Here is a 17,222-nt window from a genome sequence, read left to right on the forward strand (position 1 = left end):
AAAGAAGAACTATGAATAAGAAACTGATATATTCACTCATTGCCGGAAGCATGCTTTCCCTGACATCCTGCAATGATTTTCTGGACGTGCAGCCGGCTTCCGGTTTTACTCCCGAGTACATATTCTCCGACGAGGCGGAAATGAAGGCGTTGATGACGCGCATCTACTCTTCCATGACGGAGGACGGACTGTACGGCAGCAACCTTGCCAGCGGCTTGAATACGAATACCGATGTGGAGATGAGCTCATTCAAGAACAATACGGTCAATACCAACGGTTCGGACATCGGCTGTTTTGACTCCCGTCCCACATGGTCGGTATTGAACGCTACATGGAACAACCTGTATTACGCCATCAACTATGCCAACGACTTTTTGCAGGCTGTGCAGGAGTCACCGCTTTTTTCCGCCAAAGTCACCGGTGACATTCCTACCGAGACACAACAGATGTATGGAGAAGTGAAAACGCTTCGTGCCATGCTCTATCTGGACTTGATTCGCACATGGGGAGATGTCGTGTTTGTCACCGAACCGACCGAATCTACGGATAGCTTCTTCAGCTTGGGCACTACCGACCGTAATGTTATTCTGGAATATCTGATAAATGACCTGATAGCCACGGAACCGATGATGAAATATGCCGCAGATTTGGATTACGGCGTGGAGCGTGCTTCCCGTGAATATTGCCAGGCGCTTATCGGGCAACTCGCCCTCTACCGTGGCGGTTGGACGCTTCGTGCCGACAAAGAGGACGTGACTCATGTCGGTTATATGGAACGTGGCGATAATTTTGAACATTATTATGAGATTGCCGTCACTTGGCTGGGCAAAGTGATTAAAGAAAGCAAGCACGACCTTACCCAAAGTTTTGAGAACCTGTGGGTGAATGAGTGCAACTGGAAGACAGCCAACAATGACGATGTGCTTTTTGCCGTCCCGATGCTGAAGAGCGTCACAAGCCGCTACGGCTATAATATCGGTGTCACTATCGCGGAAGGGAAACATGCCTATGGCAGTGCCCGCAATTACGTAACTTTCTGCGGGACTTACGTTTACTCGTTTGACAAGGACGACTTGCGCCGCGGCATGACTTGCGTGCCTTATAAATATGACAAAGACCTGAATCAGGAGATTGATATGGGCGTAACCGGCATGGGGGCAGGCAAATGGTCAAAACTCTATATGCAGTCACCGCTGGGTGCTTCCAGTGGCTCGAACACAGGTATCAACAGCGTGCGTATGCGCTTTGCCGATGTGCTGCTGATGTATGCTGAGGCCGTGAACGAACTCTACGGTCCGCGCGATGATGCCAAAGAAGCGTTGAAACGTGTCCGCCGCCGTGCTTTCGATACGGCTCAATGGACGGACAAAGTGGAGAACTATGTAGAAACCCTGACCAACGAGGCGGACTTCTTCCAAGCTATTATGGACGAGCGTAAGTGGGAATTTGGCGGAGAAGGTATCCGCAAGTACGACCTTGCCCGTTGGAACAAGTATGGTGAGGTCATCTATAATCTTTATAACGAGATGGTTAACTGGGGTGTCGTGGCACGGGGAGGATACGTTCCGGGCATTGAGAAAGTACCGACCAACATCTACTACAAGCAAGTGGAAGACCCTGAACATCCGGACAGGATGGTGCTGGATATTGTAGGTATCGACGAATACGGCCCCGGTGTAGGTCGTCCTGCCGGCTACACGGTATTGGAATATGCATTGGGATGGAGAGTGTTGAATAAGGAGACACAACTTTACGAGACACTGGATGCCATTTCATGGAGCTTCCGCGGATTTATCAACAAGAACAACGACCAGTTGGTGAAACCTACCGACCCTGTGAGATACCTGTGCCCTTATCCTTCCAAGGTCATAACAGACCATCGCGGATTGATTCGGAACTATTATGGATACTAATCAGTAAAAGACAAAACGTTATGATAAAGATATTACGAAAACTTGCTACGGCTATGCTGCCTGTACTGCTGTGCGGCACTTTACTTGCGGGCTGTGAGGAAGATTACAAATACGCCAAGGTGGACGACTTGTTTCAGCCCCGGTTTGTATTGGAGAAACCGGAGGTGAAGGCAAACTCTGTGACATTGGTATGGTATAAAGTGAACGATGCCGCCTCTTATACAGTGGAACTCTATCGGGATCAGTATCACACGGATTTGTTCATGAATCTGGAAACCACCGACCCTTATGTGTTCATTGACGATATACCCTACGGGACGACTTTCTATATCCGTGTGCGCAGCAATGCTGCCCGAACTGAAAACAACTCACAATGGAGCTACGTCAGTGCTTCTACCGAAGCGCGTCCGGAGTATGCCAAACTGGTGGAAGATGTCTCCAAAACCGAGGTTACGGAATCATCGGCTGTGATTCGCTGGAAGAAAGACAACAAGCAGAATCCGGTGGATAGTATAAGCATCATGCCTATGATGGATACTACCCTGTCCGGCGTCAGCCGCTATCTGACTATCGAAGAAATGATGCAGGGATACGCCGAAGTGGATGGTCTGACCAAGAATACGCTGTACGCTGTCAACTTATATGATACCAGTAAACCGCGTAAGTATGACAAACCTTACAATCAGGTTACTTTCCGTACAGCCGGGCCGTCGGCAATGTCCATACAGGTAGGTCTGGACGATGACTTGTCCGCTATGTTGCTGAATAACGACGTTAACCCCGAAGTGCCCGAAGGAACGGAATATTACTTGCCGGCAGGTTCTTCCTATCGCATCACTCCGTTCACTCTGATGAAAGGTTTCCGTTTGGCAGGTAGTCGTGACGGTGTCAAGCCTGTTGTTATTTTAGAGGGTAGTTGGAGCGTGGCAGAGGGTTCTTATCTCGCCAGTCTGGAATTTGATAATATAGAGTTCCGCCACGAAGCCAACAATAATTACTTTATGAATTCCGACAAACCGTACACGATAGAAAATGTCAGCTTTGTAAATTGTGACTTTATCAGTCTCCGCCGTGGTTTCTGGCGTCATCAGTCTGCCAATGCCAAGCACATTATGAACTTCGAGATGGAAGGATGCCGTTTTGAAGGTTGCGGATGGCAAACCAGTGCATATGGTTTGGTTAATCTTCAGTCTTTCAACAAGGATAACGGAGTGTCTTATGACCAGTTGGACCGTGCCATCTTCCGCAACTGTACGTTCAGCAATGACAATGACGGAACGAACGGCTATGGTTGGGGGAATCTCTTCTATGCTCCTTATATGGATAAGCCTGTCTACTTGGAATTTAAGAACGTGACTATCTACAATTACAGCCGCAACCAACGTCTGATTAACATAGAGTCTGCCGTAGGTTCCGAACTGGTAATGAAGGGAATCTTACTGGCATCTCCTTGTGGTGACCTGTTTGCTATCGGTGCGAATACCATTACCACATTCTCCGACAACTATACTACATCAGACTATTTGCTGGGTGGTAAGAATATGAACGCTACCGACCTTGACATTACGGCCGCCGAATTGTTTGCCGACCCGGTTAATGGAGACTTGACGATTAAAGATACTTCGTCTCCGATAGTAAGCAGTCGTGCCGGTGATACGCGTTGGTTACCTTAAAAAATAAACAGAGATTTATTTAATGAAATAATATGAGTAGAAATAAACTAAAATATAATAGTATGAATCTGAAACATTTGTTTTTTCTGGCAGTTGCCGGTACTTTGGCAGTAGCTTGTAGCGAAGTTAATGAAAGTTCTTTTACGGATGGCGACGGTCAGAAAAGGCTTAGTTCCGTCAGTTCGGGTAATGACCGTTTTTCTACACGGTTGAATAGCGAAACCAGTGAGTGGGAAAGCGAAGATGCGATAGGTATCTATATGTTCGACACGGAGGACAAGAATGTATTGAACGATGCTCTTAACGTGAAATATACCACAATTGGCAGTGGACGTACGGTGAATTTCTCTTCCACTCCGGGGATAGCTATCTATGATATGCCTGTTAATTTTGTGGCTTATTATCCGCATACCACGTCTGCCGATGTGCTTGATGCCACGGCGGCACTTTATAAGGTAGACTTGGGCGAACAGTCCGATGGTATCTCTGCCCACGATTTAATGTGGGCAAAGGCTGCCAATCAGTCTACGGAATCCCTGTTGGCCGGTGGATTGGCGTTTACTTTCCATCATCAGTTGGTGCTTCTGCGTGTCAACATAACGAATGAGAATGTATCGAATGTGACGAGTGTGACAGTAGGCGGCATGAATACTACGGCTACTTTCAACCTGATTGACGGTACGTTGACAAATATGGATACGCCGAAACCTGTCGACTTGCAGAAAAAAGACGGTAAGTCATTCATTGGCATTATGCTGCCTGCCGAAGAGGTGATAAACAAGATGTCCCTCACTATTATGGCAGACGGCAGCAAGTATCAGTACACTGTGCCCGAAACCAGCCGGATTGATAAGTTTGTGGCAGGCTATGAATATACTTTCAATATCACGGTAGGCAAGGAAACCACCGGAGAAATCGGTGGTGGTAACGGTAGCAACACACCTTGGGGTGATGGTGGCAGCGAAGACGGCGACGGTGATAAAGTTTCCGAAAATGAGGCTATACCTGCCGACTATACTCAGAAAGCGGTTACTGCGGAAAAAGATTTGACAACCGTATTGTCCGGTGCTTCCGGTAAGGTTGCGTTGGTTTTTGCCGCCAATGCGGATGGTTATACGTTCAGCGACGCAATGGTTGTGCCCGAAGAGGTAAACGAATTATTGTTGATTGGTGATACTGAAGAACAGGTTAAGCTGAACCTGAAACAAATTCAACATACTGGTCTGCAAAAGGTTGCGTTGAACAATCTGGATATTACGGGTGATAACTTGACGGCTTTGCTGACTAACAATGAAACTGCCCAACTCGCGGTGGATGCTGTCATTGAGTTGAAGAAGTGTAACTTCAATAATATGAAGACTGTTTGCGACTGGTCGGATGGAGATAATGGAGCGCAAAACCTGCTTTCTGCCGTGCTAATCGATGACTGCCAGTTTGCGAATATGAAAAGCGTTTTCAACTATTATGGTTCTAAAGCAATCACTATCACTAATTCTACACTTTACAATATGACAGAGCGTGCTGTTTACGTAAAAGATGCCAATAATGTAGCTGTAACTGTAGAGAACTGTACTTTGGTCGGTTTGACTGCAACTCCTTTTGAAAGCAGGTATGACAATGGTAATTTATATTACAGGAATAATGTTTCGGCTTGTTTCGTAGATAAAAATCCTAATATCGGGTATAAGATGAATGTGCAGGCATTCTCCGGTAATTATGCGGCTGCTTCCGAGGACGGAAAATTGGCAGTAGTGAATGTACACGGAAATCCTGTAGATGCAAGTACTTTCCCCGATGCTTGGGTAAATACTTCTATGACCGTCTCCGAACTCTTTGAAGACCCTGCAAACGGCAACTTCAAACTCAAGATTGACGCACAGGCAGGTGACCCGCGTTGGTACAAGAGTGCCCGGTAATCTTTGATACATTATTGTAATACTGATTAAACAATCCAGTTATGAAATTATTTCATTCATTAATATACCCTTTATTGGCAGGTAGTTTGTGTTGCCTTTCCTGCTCGGACGACGAGCAGGAAACGGGCATCAAGCAACCCTCTGCTACGGGCGAGGTCACATTCGGCGTAGACCTTACAGCTTTCTCAACCCGTGTCACTCAAGACGGTTTGTCATGGAATGAGGGTGATAAGATTGGGGCGTACGTGTTGGACGCGAAAACGCTTGAACCTGCCGTAGAGACAGTGAACGTGCCATATATCTGCTCTGAAGAGGGAGCATCGGTTTCTTTTACTTCTTCCGCACCGCTCAAGGTACAAAACGACGGAGTGCCGGTGAAGTTCGTGGCATACTATCCGTACACTGCCGATATACGTAATTTTGACTATCCCGTGCAATTGGCGGCACAAGGAGAGGGCAGCACAGCCTGCGACTTGCTATATGCTGCCACGAACGAGGACTATACTTACTCCGAAGAGACTGCTCCCCATATCTCGCTGAACTTTACGCATCGCCTGTCTAAAGTGATTCTGAAATTCGTGAATATGGAGAAAGAACCGTTGGAAGTAAGTGATGTGAGGATTGAAGGGATGCAGACGGCGGCTTCATTCAATGTACAGACCGATGTACTAACGGTTGACGAGAGTTCGGTTGCCACCATCACCCCTTATCACAATGGTACAACCGGCTTCTACGAAGCCATCGTCCTTCCTTCATCACTGAAGGATAGCTACAAAGTCTCTTTTGTGTTGGATGACAGGGAAAAGGAGTGGATATTTACCAATTTGGACATCTCCCTTCCGCAATTTCACAAAGGTTACAGCTATACCTTTGCGCTCTACATTGACGATAGCGGCTTTGTAGAAATGGGACGTCTCGAAAGTGTGGATGCCGGAAACTCCTCAGCTCCCTGGGAAGACGGAAGCAACGAGGACGGCACGGCAGACGGTGATAAGACCCCTGTCACCGGATATAACCTGACCCCTGCCGACGGCACACAGCAAGCATTTGCGGATACCGAACTGAAAATCTCGTTTGAAGGGACGGCACCCGAACTCGGCACGAGCGGTTGTATCCGTATCTATCGTATGAGCGACCATAAGCAGGTAGACGAAATCAGTCTGTCCGACCGCAGGGTATCCATTGTTGATGGTGTAACTCAGTTGAATACATGGATGGATATTATCGGCGTTACGCCCACGGGTTCTTCCGTCAGTCGCCGTGTCGTCAACTATTATCCGGTGAGGGTGGAAGGCAACGATTTCATTATCAAGCCTCACCAACAACGCCTGCAATATGATACCGAATATTATGTGACGATAGACCAGGCTGCCGTGAAGCAGACGGACTTCCGTGGAATATACGGTCGTGCATGGACTTTCAAGACCAAGCCCGCACCGATGCCGGCAGGACCGAATTATGAACTGAAGATTAGCCATACCGACCCCAACGCTGACTTCTATACCCTGCAAGGCGCTATTGATTTCTGTGCGACGCACATCGACCTGAATGCTCCCAAGACATTCCAAATGGATAATGGCATCTATCAGGAAATCATCTACTTGCGCGACCAGACCAATATCACTGTGAAAGGGAATGCGAGCGACAATACGGCTGTCAATATCCAATACGATAACAGCAATGACATCAACGGCGGCATAGGTGCGGGAATCAACATTGACCAGTTTGCTCCGGTCGGTACTGTAATTTCCAAGTCCGGTGGCCGTTCGATGATGATGCTTGATGGAAACTCCGATAAGATTCGTTTCGAAAATGTGACGATAGAAAATGCTTATGGATGGACATTGGGCAAGAATGGTCAGGCGGAAGCACTTTATATCAACAACAAGTCGGCTGCTTTCATTAATTGCCGTGTGTTGAGTTTTCAGGATACCCTGCTTCCGGGTGGTGGCTACAACTGGTTCAAGGATTGCTTCATAGCCGGAGCTACCGACTTTATCTGGGGTTCGGGCAAAGTAGTACTGTTTGAAGACTGCCAGCTTCATGCACCTACCGGCACACGTGCTGTAATGCAGGCACGCGTCAGAGAGGGCTACTTGGGCTATGTATTCCTGAACAGCCGCTTCACTGTGGGCGCGGGTGTCACCAGTTCTACCCTGATTTACCAGTACGAACCGGATAACCTCACTTTCTTGAATTGTACGTTTGCCAATATATATGGTGCCAACTTTGTGGGTGAAAACAAGCCACTTACTCCGGCAGTGCCTACTGTCGCCACCGGCTGCAAACTTTACAACTGTAAGACGGAATCGGGAGCCAATCTCTACGAGTCTATTCCGGCAGCAGTACGCAACACTGTGCTGCAACTCAGTGACGAACAGTACAACCAATACTTTGGGACACGCAAAACCATCATGAGTTGGGACGGCTATACCGACGCCGACTGGTTCAAATAGTTCAATATATATTAAGGTAAAAAAGATATGAATAGATTGATTCAAATGGCTGGTCTTGTACCAGCCATCCTAAGCGTCCTTTGCGCTTGCCAGCATCCCGCCCCGCAGGCGGCAGGGACAGGGCAGGACTTGAAAGCTATATATGCCAACCTGCCTTTCTCCATGCCCGTCGTGGAACGTCCTGCTTTTCCTGATTATCAGGTGAATATATGTGATTTTGGTGCGAAGAGCGATGGCGTGACGCTGAATACGGAAGCAATAAATAATGCTATCAAAGCGGTGCACGACAAAGGCGGCGGTCGGGTGGTTATCCCGGAAGGGCTATGGCTGACGGGGCCTGTCGTCCTTCTCAGCAATGTCAACCTGCATGCGGAAAAGAACGCCCTTGTAGTATTTAGTGGTGATACTTCCTTATATCCGATTATAACTACTTCGTTTGAAGGGCTGGATACCAAGCGTTGCCAATCACCTATCTCGGCAGTGAACGCAGAGAACATAGCCATTACCGGTCATGGCGTTTTCGACGGTGCGGGTGACAAGTGGCGTCCTGTAAAGAAAAGCAAAATGACGGAAGGGCAGTGGAACAAGCTGTTGAAATCCGGTGGGAAAGTAGACGAAAGCGGCAAGGTGTGGTATCCCAACGAAGGGGCTTTGAAAGCATCTGTGCTTATGGCGGACTGGGGAAACAAGCGTCCGGACATCGGCATTGAAGAGTGGGAAGAAATGAAAAGCTGGTTGCGCCCGGTTCTGCTGAGTGTCGTGAAGAGTAAGAGAATACTTTTGGAAGGAGTGACGTTCAAAAATTCTCCGAGTTGGTGTCTCCATCCTTTGTCATGTGAATCCCTGACGTTGAATGATGTAAAGGTGTTCAATCCGTGGTATTCTCAGAATGGGGATGCGCTCGATGTGGAATCCTGCAAGAACGTACTGATAATGAATTGTTTCTTCGATGCAGGTGATGATGCGATTTGTCTGAAATCGGGAAAGGATAAAGACGGGCGCAGACGTGGAGAGCCTTGTGAGAACGTGATTGTGAGAAACAATACCGTGTTGCACGGTCATGGCGGATTCGTCATTGGCAGCGAAATGTCCGGCGGCGTGAAGAACGTATATGTGTCCGAGTGTTCTTTCATCGGTACGGACGTAGGGCTGCGGTTCAAGAGTGCACGCGGTCGTGGCGGTGTTGTGGAGAATATCTATATCAACAATATCAACATGATAGACATCCCGAATGATGCCTTGATTGCCGACTTGTATTATGCCGCCAAAGGTGCTCCGGGCGAACCTGTGCCGGATGTTACCGAAGAAACTCCGGCATTCAGGAACATACACATCTCGGACGTGTTCTGCAAGGGAGCCGGACGGGCAGTGTATCTGAACGGGCTTCCCGAAATGCCGATTGAGAACATATCCATAAAGAATATGGTGGTGACGGGTGCGAAGCAAGGCATTGTGATTAACAAAGTCGCAAAGATTAACATAGAGAACGTGGATATAGAAACTCCCGACGATTCGATGATACAGATAGAGAATACAACAGGTATTACTATCAACGGCGAAGAATACGGAACGATTTCGGAAAAACGGCTGCTTACAAAGAATTGATAGTCGGTCGGATAGTTAAAAAAGGGGGATTTGGGTGTGACAACCTGATATCTCCCTTTTATTATGTACTGTATTTTTATGAATGGTGTACCACAATGTGTTGGTATGATAACATTTAGTTCTTTTGTATCAATAATTATTTTTATTCCCCGTATCTTGTGGCGTTTAATTCAGCTAGAATTTCTTCTTCCGAAAGATTTACTTTTTGGGGACGTGATGCTATATAGTCTTTCAAAAAGTCTTCTCTTATATCAATATCCCATCCCATTTTTTTAGCAAGTTCTTTGAAGAACTTTATATCGGATTTCGGTATGCTCAAAAAAACGCCTTGATTCATTGCTGTATCCATAACTATTTTCCTTTCATTATTAAATATCTAACGAACATAAAGATAAGAAAGTTCTTTAGCTTCTCCAATCATTTATTGTATCTTTAATACGCTTTTGCAAAAAACAATCCCTATATTTGCAAATATAGGTAGTTGTAACAAGCACATAACAATGCAAATACTTAGAAATATAACAGTGTAAATGACTGCTGTTGGCATAATACTATCAATTAAATAAGGAGTAATGGAAAAAGAAGGAAAGATATATTGGCTAAAACAAGAAGAAGGTGGATTATCTGTTCTTCCTAAACAAGAAATCTGTTATGCTGTAACTGTTTTGCCACAAGTAGCTCCTTCAAACTGGAGTATAAAAAATTTCATACTTGAACCCGGTAAATATGTAAGTGATTGTTTAGTATCCTTCTTGTTTGACCATGCACCACATGAAATTTTGAATACAATAGATTCATTAGATGTCTATGGTGGCAGAAAGGTTGCTACTATAAAATTAAAAACCGGTAACAAACAGCTAATTATTGAAAACTATTAGATAATAGAAGACCGGTTGGTACACTATAATAAAAATAGGAATGAAGCCTAAATAACAACAGTACAACCGCTTAATGGCAGAACGCTGAAAAAATAGAATCTGTAATATAGCCGATTATTGGCAGTCAACATGAAAGGAAAGATGGAAAAAGAAATAAGAGAAATTCTTTTAGAAATAATAGAATTATTAGAAATTACAGGTGAACATGGCTGGGCTTCTAATCTCAAAAGGTTGTATGCAGACAATTATTCTTCCCGAGGGGATTGGCTAAGAAAAATTAAAAGTCTATTTGGCGGAATGGGGTCATTTAATGATTTGGTTTTAGTGAGAAATGGGGTCATTTGCATAGATGAAAATAGTAAACTGAGTCAGTTGCGTGAACAACTCTACGAAAGCATGGTACAATCTTTTGTGGAATAGGATAATTCAGAAGGAAAATATCGCTAACACGCACTTCCGTTGTCTTAAATGGAAACCGTTATCAACCCATAAAATGAAAATAAGATGGTAATTGAAATAGAACAACTTTGCAAGAAAACACCTGATGACAGGTATGTATTCTTTATAAACAATGTAAGGCACACACGTTCATTATATGTTCTCTATAATAAAAGCAAAAGAGAAATTGCACTGAATATAGATAAAAACAACAAGAAACATCTATATCTATTTCCCGATGAATATTCAGGAACTTTGTTCATTGAAGCGAATAATGATATGAGGAAATATATTCCTAACAAATGGGAACTAACGTTTTTTATCGAAACGGCAATACCAAGGTTAAAAACTGAAAATGTTGAAGGTGCTTTCATTTTTCCTGCTCCTACTGGTTGGGGATTCAATGCCACTTTTGATAAAATAATTGAAGATGTGAATTGTGAAAGTTGTCAATCAATAGATATAGATATGATAAAAAGACTTTTAGACTATCTGGGTGACAATTTGGAAGTTGGATGTAAGCATGACTATACATTAACTAAGTTGTTCTGCCAAGAAAATAATATTGACTTCAACAGAATTGTTGATTGGCTACGTGAACATGGCGGTTATTGTGATTGTGAAGTTCTAGCAAATGTGGAAGAACATATTTAAATATTGGTAACAAACAGCAAACCACCTAAAAACGGAACGCTGACGGACGTTATGTATATAAGAAATAATAGATAACTCGAATATGAAATATTACCCTATTGGTGGATGGAACACCTGTAAATTTTTAGTCACTCCTCAAGAATTAAAAGAGATTCTGAGGGGTTTTCACCTTGTGGAATTTTGTCGGCGAGTACCTGCGGATTATGTTGAAACTGGTATTGAGAGTTTTATAAGTGATTATGAGGAGTTCTACCATCTATTAATATCTGGACACAAGTTCAATTTTAGAAGGGATAATGTTATAACAAAGCTATTAATGGGGGTTACTAATGACCTAAGCAAATGTACTTACTATGCTTCATTTCAAGATAAAGAAGATAAACTATGGTATAAGACATCTGATTTTATAGAGCCTTGTGTGGGAATAAATATTTTTGTTCTCTATCTTGATGAAGAGCAGAAATTACAATCTAAATTCAGCTTTACACAATTTCCAGAGAATATAATGGGGATTCAGTTTGAATTTCCGAAGAAAATATATTTGAAAGAGGAAGAAGGGTGCGAAAAAAAGTGTAATGAATTGGATACCTATAATGAAGTGTATCAAGTTGCGGTTGATAAGATAAAACACCTATGTCAAAATCTGACAATAACGATTGGCGAGAACGTGCATAGGACTAAGATAAAAATCAGTACGTCAGCATTAAAAGATATTAGAGATGGATATTTCATTAAAGAAAATAATTGTGTAATAAAGTAAATACGCATAAAACAACGGATTAATCTCCCCCAAGGTCGATTAGTCACTAAACATTAGAACTGGGAATAAAAACAATATGGAAGTAATAGAAAGTAAATGGTATAAAAAGGATGGTGCAAATACTGCGTTTATTGAAGATGTAGAAAAGCAGCTAAATACAACCTTGCCAAAACAGTACAAAAGTTTTTTGTTATGGAGCAATGGTGGTGAGGGTAAGTTAGGAGATAACTACATTTATATATGGGCTATTGAAGATATTATTGCTTACAATCATGATTATGGAATACAAAAATATCTTCAAAAAGAGTATTTGGCATTTGGCATGGATGGTGATATTGGATATATTTTTTATCTGCCTGACAATAGTATATATAGGGTGGATTTGGGAGATTTAGATATGGCTTCTATCAAGTACATAGCACCTTCTTTTGACGATTTTCTAGGCAAGGCTGTTTATCTTAATTTCGATAAATTGCAAAATGTAGTATAACGTAAAATAATAATGATATGAAAGAGTTTGAAAAAATAAATTCGGATATTGATAAATATGGTTTTTCGGTCATTCTGATTGAAGCAACGGATTATCTTCCTTCATTTGCGTATAGTATTGGATTATGGAAAACATGTAAACACCCGGAAATAATTGTTTTCGGACTCTCGATAGATATACTTCATTCAATTGTAAATGAAGTTGGTAAATTTGTACTAAATGGAAATATCGTACAGCCAAACGAATTGTATTGCGATTTTCTGGAGAATGGAAGTAATTATTTTCTGCAAGTAGATAAACGGAGTTTGAATGATTATGTTGGATTCGCTCTTGATTATTATAACTTCGTATTTCCTGTTTTAGAATTTATCTGGACTGATAAGAACGGTTGTTTTCCGTGGGATGAAAATTTCGATAGCAATCTCAAATTTAAACAACCACTATTGGACAGGAACTATGATTTTAAATTTTTTGAGAGTGAAAATTTAGGTGTCTTTACAACCAAACAATGGTTGGAAGAAAGTAAGCCGATATTAAATGTGGTTCATGATTCTGACGGGGACTGGCAGTTTTTAACCGGAGAGCAGACCGGGAAAGATATTAAATTAGTAGCTCTGAAAGAATTAATTCTAAAAGATGCAACTTTGAATGAAGTTTTTGATTTGGACTACGGAGAAGAAGCTCATCGAATATCTATTGAAGATGAATGGGAACGAAATTATATTGAATCTGATAACGAATAAAAAGATACCGATAATAAGCCTATGGACTGCCTTAATAGTCAGCTATTTGCAAATTATTGTCATTCATTTAATCTAAGAAAATTATGAGTTTGGAATGGAAAACAGATAAAATAGTTTCTCAAACAGAAAATACTGTTTATGCTTATATTGAAAATATATGTGAGCATAATGATATTGAGTATTATTATGAAGCGCGATTGGTGAAAAGTCTATTTCCACCAAAATTAAGAGGTTTGTGTAGAGAGCTTTATGAATGTGTAGATGCTTTTAGTCCGTTTCTTGCAGATGAAATAGAAGGTCAAATAAGACAATATCAACTGAAATTGGAAGATAATAATTTGCCTGTTTTCAGATTAGAAATTCATGAAGACTATATTCACTTTTTTGTGAAATATCCAACAGCGAATGGTTTCTTAGATAACTATCCTTAATAAAAACGATAAAGAAATGGAAAAGGAACTTTTGGAACTTCAACAGAAGATGTATAAAATCTCATAGTGTCTCCTAAAAATAACGACGGTTAATTTCACGGCGGTTAATTTTCGCCATTTATTGTAAATATAGATATTTTTGGAGTACAAACAATTAAATTGGCGGGAATTAGATAACAACCGTATTAAATGCTTTACTTTTCGGGTTGGCAGTAGATTAAATTTGTTTCAAGCGCTTGAAACAAACTGTTTAATAGGGTGAAACACTTTGTTTCAAGGCTCTGAACACATTGTTTCAAAGCATGAAACAGATTGTCGCCCTATAGCAAACAAGTTGTTATCCTATAAGATGTACTTTTTGCTTTAGAGTTGCAGGCTATTCTATCTGTTGTTTCAAGTAATGCTGAATCATTTATTGGGTAGTATTGCATCATTTATCAGCTATTAATACCTGATTTCTCAACTATTAATAGTTAGGATGTAGAGTGTTAATACTTGGCATGATAACTATTAATACCCTGTAAATCAGATGACAGAGTTCTGGATATGGTAATTTTTGTGTATGAGGGTAACTTTTACTATCAGGGTGCTATCATAGTTTACCCTCATAGCTACAACCCCGATGAATAAAGGGATTGAAGTAGCTTATGAGGGTATGAGAGTAAAATTATAAAATCTTTATAGGGAGTGATTGCAAATCGTCGTCGGCTGAACTGCTTCCATAAAGCACCTTGTATGTTCCTGTCAGGGGATGTATTGTGTTGGTCGCGGTATCAAACCACTCGAATGATTCGTAGGGAAGCTCGATTGTTATATTTTCCGTCTTGCCTTTGGCTATGTTGACCCGTTTGAAACCGCGAAGTGTCTTTTGCGGGCCCCCCTTATCGTCAGGACGCGAAATATATACTTGCACAACTTCTTCACCGTCTCTCTGCCCGATGTTACTTACTGGAATGGTGAGGATAACTTTTTCACCTTTGTGTAGCTTCGACTGGTTCAGTTTGCCTTTTCCATAAGAGAAGCGGGTATAACTTAATCCGTAGCCGAAAGGATACAGGGGAGTTTCACGCATAAAGCGGTAGGTGCGCCCCTGCATTGAATAGTCCTCATAATCCGGCAGTTGCTGCATATTCTTGTAGAAGGTGACGGGCAAACGTCCGGTAGGATTGTAATCTCCGAAGAGTACGTCGGCAACGGCTGTTCCGCCTGCCTGTCCGGGATACCATGCTTGCAGGATAGCGTCGCAGTTCCGTGTCTCGGGCACGATTGCCATTGCCGAGCCAGAAAAGTTGACGAATACTGTCTTTTTACCATTCTTTTTCAAAAGAGCCAGAACTTCGCGTTGGATGGCGGGCAGTTCGATTTCCGTGCGGTCGCCACCTTTAAATCCGGGGTCGGACACTCTCATGGATTCGCCTTCCAATAGAGGAGAGATGCCCCCGGCGAAGATAACGACATCTGTATCTTTCAGCTTGTCGAGGATGTCCTGTGTATCCATAGGAGTAAGTCGGGCAAGGTCGAAATTGAGTGAAGGGTTATCTTTCACCTGAATGAAATGCAGCTCGATGTCGTAGCTCTTGCCGGCTTCGTAATTGAACGAATACAGGTTGGCGGGATTTTTGATGTTCGTTCCTTCGGCCACTTGTTTTCCGTTGATGAATATGGTGAGTCCGCCATTGCTCATGATTCGGAAAGTTGCCGCGCCGGAGTCTGCCGGACGGAAAGTGGTGCGGTAGATGGCAGTGAAATTCTTCAGTCTCACTCCCGGAGCAAACACGGTAGAACCCTCTGCACTGAAGTGGAAAGGAGTGGACAGATGGTCGGTAGCTGCTATTTCACCTTTATATTCGCGGTTGTTCCAGTAAGTGGCGTCGAATCCCGCTTTCCCGTTGATGCTGCATTGGTTGAAAAGACTGTGCAGGGTGGTATCGTTTGTATATCCGCAGACGGGTTCATAAACGATTTGTGCTTCGGGAAGTTTGGCACGCAGTCCTTCCAACAGGGTGACGGTATGTGACGGGAATCCGTTATAGTTGCCCCATTGCATCACCGAGTCGTTGGCATTCGGGCCGACAACGGCAACTTTCATCCTGCGGTTCAGGGGGAGCAGGTTTCCTTTATTCTGAAGCAGTACCAGACTTTCGTGCGCCATCCTCAGTGCCAGTTCCTTATGCTTGGGGCAGTCTACTACCGAATAGGGGATTTCACTCCACGGATGAGTTCCGTTCATTTCGCCCAGTTCAAAACGGGCTTTCAACAGTCTTTTGACGGACGTGTTGATTCTCTCTTCGGAGATAAGCCCTTTCGCTACGGCTTCCGTTATGCTTTTGAAATTGCCGCCACATTCGAGGTCGGTTCCGCTCAGTACGGCATCGGCGGAAGCGTGTGCGGCGTCGGGATGCGTTTCATGTTTTTTACGTTGGAAGAAGTCTCCGATAGCTCCGCAGTCGGTGACAACAAGACCTTCGAAGCCCCAGTCGTCACGGAGAATTTGGGTGAGCAGGCGGTTGCTGCCGCAGCAGGGTTCACCCTCGAAACGGTTGTAGGCGCACATCACTTCTTTTACTCCCGCTTTCTGCACGAGTTCCTTGAACGCGGGAAGATACGTTTCCCATAAATCTCTCGGAGCGATATTTTCGGCATTGAAACTATGGCGGTTCCATTCAGGGCCGGAGTGTACGGCAAAGTGTTTGGCACAGGCATGAAGTTTGTCGTATTCAGCGTCTTCGGGCCCTTGCAGGCCTCTTACTGCCGCCATTCCCATGCGCCCGCTCAAGTAGGGGTCTTCGCCGTAGGTCTCTTGTCCCCGTCCCCAACGCGGGTCGCGGAAGATGTTGACGTTGGGTGTCCACATGGTCAGTCCTTGATAGCGTTTGTATTGTCCTCTTTCATTGAAGGCGCGGTTTTTGGCACGTGCTTCGTCGGATACGGCGTCGAACACTTCATATAATAATCCGTCATTGAAAGAAGCCGCCATGCCTATTGCTTGCGGGAAGACGGTAGCCAGTCCGGCACGCGCCACGCCGTGAAGCGCTTCGTTCCACCATTCGTAAGGCTTGATGCCGAGACGGGGGATGGCGGGGGAGTTGTTCTGCATCAATGCGACTTTTTCTTCCAGTGTGAGACGTTGAAGCAAGTCGTCTGCCCGTTGTTCAGCAGTCAGCTTTGTGTCCTGATAGGGATACTTTTCTGGTTGTTGTGCCTGCACGTTCATCATGAATATTCCGGTAAGACAGGCGATAATCCATTGCTTTTTCATTTTCTG

General features: G+C 43.7%; 14 protein-coding genes. 12 read left to right on the plus strand and 2 right to left on the minus strand.

Annotated elements, in window-relative coordinates; translation table 11 throughout:
• Positions 1 to 11 precede the first annotated feature (11 nt).
• From BQ7997_RS19060 to BQ7997_RS19080, 5 genes are all read left to right on the plus strand, one after another.
• Positions 12 to 1,913 (plus strand): RagB/SusD family nutrient uptake outer membrane protein, encoded by a 1,902-nt coding sequence (locus BQ7997_RS19060; RefSeq protein ID WP_073347663.1) that lies wholly within the window; start codon positions 12 to 14, stop codon positions 1,911 to 1,913.
• 20 nt (positions 1,914 to 1,933) lie between these two features.
• Positions 1,934 to 3,586 carry a DUF5123 domain-containing protein gene (locus tag BQ7997_RS19065; RefSeq protein WP_073347664.1) on the plus strand — a complete coding sequence of 551 codons (1,653 nt, stop codon included), beginning with the start codon at positions 1,934 to 1,936 and terminating at the stop codon, positions 3,584 to 3,586.
• A 62-nt stretch (positions 3,587 to 3,648) separates the two neighbouring features.
• Positions 3,649 to 5,502 (plus strand): fimbrillin family protein, encoded by a 1,854-nt coding sequence (locus BQ7997_RS19070; protein WP_073347665.1) that lies wholly within the window; start codon positions 3,649 to 3,651, stop codon positions 5,500 to 5,502.
• 41 nt (positions 5,503 to 5,543) lie between these two features.
• Positions 5,544 to 7,958 (plus strand): pectinesterase family protein, encoded by a 2,415-nt coding sequence (locus tag BQ7997_RS19075; protein ID WP_073347666.1) that lies wholly within the window; start codon positions 5,544 to 5,546, stop codon positions 7,956 to 7,958.
• 27 nt (positions 7,959 to 7,985) lie between these two features.
• Complete coding sequence (locus BQ7997_RS19080) at positions 7,986 to 9,563, plus strand: glycoside hydrolase family 28 protein (protein WP_073347667.1); 1,578 nt, start codon at positions 7,986 to 7,988, stop codon at positions 9,561 to 9,563.
• Positions 9,564 to 9,705: 142 nt separating this feature from the next.
• Here the strand turns inward: BQ7997_RS19080 and BQ7997_RS19085 are convergent, their stop codons facing one another.
• The gene (locus tag BQ7997_RS19085) at positions 9,706 to 9,912 is read right to left on the minus strand and encodes a hypothetical protein (RefSeq protein ID WP_022137791.1); all 207 of its coding nucleotides are present in this window, start codon (positions 9,910 to 9,912) and stop codon (positions 9,706 to 9,708) included.
• Between the two features lie 223 nt (positions 9,913 to 10,135).
• Between BQ7997_RS19085 and BQ7997_RS19090 the strand changes: the two genes are divergently transcribed.
• From BQ7997_RS19090 to BQ7997_RS19120, 7 genes are all read left to right on the plus strand, one after another.
• A complete protein-coding gene (locus BQ7997_RS19090) occupies positions 10,136 to 10,441 on the plus strand; it encodes a hypothetical protein (RefSeq protein WP_022137790.1) in 306 nt (101 codons plus the stop codon).
• A gap of 141 nt (positions 10,442 to 10,582) precedes the next feature.
• A complete protein-coding gene (locus BQ7997_RS19095; RefSeq protein ID WP_139260934.1) occupies positions 10,583 to 10,861 on the plus strand; it encodes a DUF6966 domain-containing protein in 279 nt (92 codons plus the stop codon).
• A gap of 84 nt (positions 10,862 to 10,945) precedes the next feature.
• The gene (locus BQ7997_RS24980) at positions 10,946 to 11,533 is read left to right on the plus strand and encodes a DUF2695 domain-containing protein (RefSeq protein WP_083589303.1); all 588 of its coding nucleotides are present in this window, start codon (positions 10,946 to 10,948) and stop codon (positions 11,531 to 11,533) included.
• Between the two features lie 82 nt (positions 11,534 to 11,615).
• Positions 11,616 to 12,293, plus strand: a complete 678-nt coding sequence (locus BQ7997_RS19105) for a hypothetical protein (protein ID WP_073347669.1) — start codon at positions 11,616 to 11,618, stop codon at positions 12,291 to 12,293.
• A gap of 76 nt (positions 12,294 to 12,369) precedes the next feature.
• Entirely contained in the window at positions 12,370 to 12,783 is a 414-nt protein-coding gene (locus tag BQ7997_RS19110; protein WP_022137783.1) for an SMI1/KNR4 family protein, read from the plus strand.
• Positions 12,784 to 12,800: 17 nt separating this feature from the next.
• On the plus strand, positions 12,801 to 13,526 hold the full coding sequence (locus BQ7997_RS19115) for a DUF4262 domain-containing protein (RefSeq protein ID WP_022137782.1): 726 nt from the start codon (positions 12,801 to 12,803) through the stop codon (positions 13,524 to 13,526).
• An 83-nt stretch (positions 13,527 to 13,609) separates the two neighbouring features.
• Entirely contained in the window at positions 13,610 to 13,957 is a 348-nt protein-coding gene (locus BQ7997_RS19120) for a hypothetical protein (RefSeq protein WP_022137781.1), read from the plus strand.
• Positions 13,958 to 14,624: 667 nt separating this feature from the next.
• Here BQ7997_RS19120 and xyl3A read toward each other — a convergent pair.
• Positions 14,625 to 17,216 (minus strand): xylan 1,4-beta-xylosidase, encoded by a 2,592-nt coding sequence (xyl3A, locus tag BQ7997_RS19125; RefSeq protein WP_073347670.1) that lies wholly within the window; start codon positions 17,214 to 17,216, stop codon positions 14,625 to 14,627.
• Positions 17,217 to 17,222: the final 6 nt, after the last annotated feature.

Source organism: Bacteroides congonensis (genome assembly GCF_900130125.1).
Classification (GTDB): Bacteria; Bacteroidota; Bacteroidia; order Bacteroidales; family Bacteroidaceae; genus Bacteroides; species Bacteroides congonensis.

Coding starts and splice junctions, on each gene's coding strand:
- BQ7997_RS19060 (WP_073347663.1), top strand. CDS start 12: ATGAATAAGAAACTGATATATTCACTCATTGCCGGAAGCATGCTTTCC.
- BQ7997_RS19065 (WP_073347664.1), top strand. CDS start 1,934: ATGATAAAGATATTACGAAAACTTGCTACGGCTATGCTGCCTGTACTG.
- BQ7997_RS19070 (WP_073347665.1), top strand. CDS start 3,649: ATGAATCTGAAACATTTGTTTTTTCTGGCAGTTGCCGGTACTTTGGCA.
- BQ7997_RS19075 (WP_073347666.1), top strand. CDS start 5,544: ATGAAATTATTTCATTCATTAATATACCCTTTATTGGCAGGTAGTTTG.
- BQ7997_RS19080 (WP_073347667.1), top strand. CDS start 7,986: ATGAATAGATTGATTCAAATGGCTGGTCTTGTACCAGCCATCCTAAGC.
- BQ7997_RS19085 (WP_022137791.1), bottom strand. CDS start 9,912: ATGGATACAGCAATGAATCAAGGCGTTTTTTTGAGCATACCGAAATCC.
- BQ7997_RS19090 (WP_022137790.1), top strand. CDS start 10,136: ATGGAAAAAGAAGGAAAGATATATTGGCTAAAACAAGAAGAAGGTGGA.
- BQ7997_RS19095 (WP_139260934.1), top strand. CDS start 10,583: ATGGAAAAAGAAATAAGAGAAATTCTTTTAGAAATAATAGAATTATTA.
- BQ7997_RS24980 (WP_083589303.1), top strand. CDS start 10,946: ATGGTAATTGAAATAGAACAACTTTGCAAGAAAACACCTGATGACAGG.
- BQ7997_RS19105 (WP_073347669.1), top strand. CDS start 11,616: ATGAAATATTACCCTATTGGTGGATGGAACACCTGTAAATTTTTAGTC.
- BQ7997_RS19110 (WP_022137783.1), top strand. CDS start 12,370: ATGGAAGTAATAGAAAGTAAATGGTATAAAAAGGATGGTGCAAATACT.
- BQ7997_RS19115 (WP_022137782.1), top strand. CDS start 12,801: ATGAAAGAGTTTGAAAAAATAAATTCGGATATTGATAAATATGGTTTT.
- BQ7997_RS19120 (WP_022137781.1), top strand. CDS start 13,610: ATGAGTTTGGAATGGAAAACAGATAAAATAGTTTCTCAAACAGAAAAT.
- xyl3A (WP_073347670.1), bottom strand. CDS start 17,216: ATGAAAAAGCAATGGATTATCGCCTGTCTTACCGGAATATTCATGATG.